At 61.5% G+C, this 2,257-nt stretch carries 2 protein-coding genes; one reads left to right on the forward strand and one right to left on the reverse strand.

All coding sequences use genetic code 11. From position 1 onward, the window contains the following. Positions 1 to 71: 71 nt before the first annotated feature. A protein-coding gene (locus OC446_RS30080; RefSeq protein WP_262032547.1) for an IS630 family transposase occupies positions 72 to 1,126 on the reverse strand; the annotation gives its coding sequence in 2 pieces (ribosomal slippage) (positions 72 to 640 and positions 640 to 1,126; 1,056 coding nt in all). A 197-nt stretch (positions 1,127 to 1,323) separates the two neighbouring features. On the opposite strand from OC446_RS30080, the gene OC446_RS30085 reads away from it, so the two are divergent. Then, positions 1,324 to 2,154, forward strand: a complete 831-nt coding sequence (locus tag OC446_RS30085; RefSeq protein WP_262032548.1) for an IS5 family transposase — start codon at positions 1,324 to 1,326, stop codon at positions 2,152 to 2,154. The last annotated feature ends 103 nt before the right edge of the window (positions 2,155 to 2,257 follow it).

The raw sequence follows: 2,257 nt of genomic DNA on the forward strand, positions 1-2,257 counted from the left end.
AAAGACCTCATCTCATGTTCTTTTACCTATTCTTAGTCACCGGCGTCATGACTAATACCAACTCCCGTTGATCAGAACTCGTGAGCCCAATCACGCAAGCCGATGGACATGATCGTCCAAGGCTGGTCGACGAGCTTGGTCCAGGCCTCGCAGCAGTGATCGAGAATGTCCGTGTAGGAGGTGAAGATCCGGTTCGAGAGCCAGTTCTCCCTCATGTACTGCCAGATATTCTCCACCGGGTTCAACTCGGGCGCTTTCGCTGGCAGCGGCACCAGGGTGATGTTGGCCGGCACCGTCAGCTTGCGCGACACATGCCAGCCGGCTTGATCCAAGAGCAGCACCGCATGCGCTCCGGGCGCCACGGCCTGCGCGATCTCCTTCAGGTGTTCGTTCATGGCCTCGGTCGTGCAGCGCGGCAGCACCAGGCCGGCGCCCTTGCCTTCAGCTGGGCAGATCGCCCCGAAGATGTAGGTGGAGGCGGTTCTCAAATCCCGCGGGGCCGAGGGACGGCTGCCGCGTTTGGCCCAGCGCCGCGTGATCTTGTTCTTCTGGCCGATGCGGGCCTCATCAGCAAACCAGATCTCTAGCGGCTTGCCATCGGCCGCGCCTGTCGCGATCTCCTCCAGACGCGCGGGGAAGTTTTTTTAAACGCCTCGACCGCCGCTTCGCTCTTGGCGTGATGACGCGGGCGAGCCGAGAGCTTGCGGTAGCCCAGCGCCCGCACTTCCCGGCTCAGCGCCTGTTTGGAGATCGGCAGGCGGTATTCGTCCCAGAGCCACTGGATCAGATCGACCAGCCGCCAGCGCACCACCCCGTGCACCGCCGGGATCGGCCCTGACTCGATCATCTGCACCAGGTGCTGCCGATGGCGATCCGTAAGCCGCGAGGGCTGGCCCGGGGGCTTGCGGTCGATGAGCCCGTCCGGTCCGTGAGCGTTGAACTTGAGCACCCAGTCGCGCACGATTTGCAGCGTCACGCCGCCGATCCGGGCTGCCTCGGTGCGCGAGGCGCCCTCGTAGATCGCTGCCAGCGCCAAAAGCCGCCGCGCCTGAGGCGCATTCTTCGTCTGGCGGGCGAGCGCGCGAAGCTGATGAGCATCAAAGTCAGTTCGGAGTGGAACGGGCATGGCAACCTTCCCTGGTTCACCAAACTGAATCACACCTCCGCCACTCCGGGAAATCACGAACGAGTCAGCCCTTCAGGGACGTGGTATAAGAGGCTGGTGAGCAATTTTATTGCTCGCTTCAAGTGATTGATTCAGAATGGATTTCACCGGAACCGGTGAGGTGGATGCGGGCTGTTTGACCCTTGAGGAGCCCCGTCATGGATGTCTCTTCTTACGCCAGCGACCTCAATGATGCCGAATGGGCGCTGCTCGAACCCCTAGTTCCCCGCAGCCATCCCGCGGGACGGCGGCAGACCTATCCGCTCCGCCGCATCGTTGATGCGATCTTCTATCTGCTGCGCACCGGAGTGCAATGGCGCTTGCTGCCGCACGAGTATCCTCCGCGGTGCACAGTCTTCTACCACTACGCCCAGTGGCGCGAGGATGGCACCTGGGAGCACGTGAACCAGGCTCTGCGCGAGAGCTACCGCCGTGCGATCGGCCGGTCTCCTCAACCGAGTGCGGCGATCATCGACAGCCAGTCGGTCAAGACCACCGAGATGGGTGGGCCGCGCGGCTATGACGGCGGCAAGAAGATCAACGGCCGCAAGCGCCATCTTCTCGTTGATACGCAAGGCAATCTGCTGAAGAACAGCGTGCAGCCCGCCGACATTCATGATCGCGCCGGAGCCGAACTCCTGTTGGAGGGTCTGCAGCATCTCTTTCCAGCGATCGAGCTGCTGTGGGCCGACACTGCTTATCGTGGGCTGAAGGACTGGCTCCAGAAGGCCCTGAGCTGGAGATTATCCATCCCGCAGCATTGGTGGAGCGGCGGAACCTGGATGCGGGCTGACGCGCAGCCACCGACGCGCCCGAGTGGCTTTCAGGTGCTTGCGCGAAGGTGGGTAGTGGAGCGGACCATCGGTTGGCTCACCACCAACCGGCGGCTGGCCAAGGATTATGAGCGGCTCGTCGAGACCGGCGAGATGCTGCTCTATCTCGCCATGAGCCGCATTCTGCTGCGCCGCCTCACCCGAAAGGAAAGATAATTGCTCACCAGCCTCTAAGGCCGTTGTCTACAAAAATTATCAGAATTACTTTACCTAATAGAGAGCAGCTTTGCTACTATCCGGCCAGACTTTTTAACTTCAG

The sequence above is a fragment of the Microvirga sp. Mcv34 genome (assembly GCF_024519725.1).
In the GTDB taxonomy this organism is placed as follows: Bacteria; Pseudomonadota; Alphaproteobacteria; order Rhizobiales; family Beijerinckiaceae; genus Microvirga.

Coding starts and splice junctions, on each gene's coding strand:
- OC446_RS30085 (WP_262032548.1), top strand. CDS start 1,324: ATGGATGTCTCTTCTTACGCCAGCGACCTCAATGATGCCGAATGGGCG.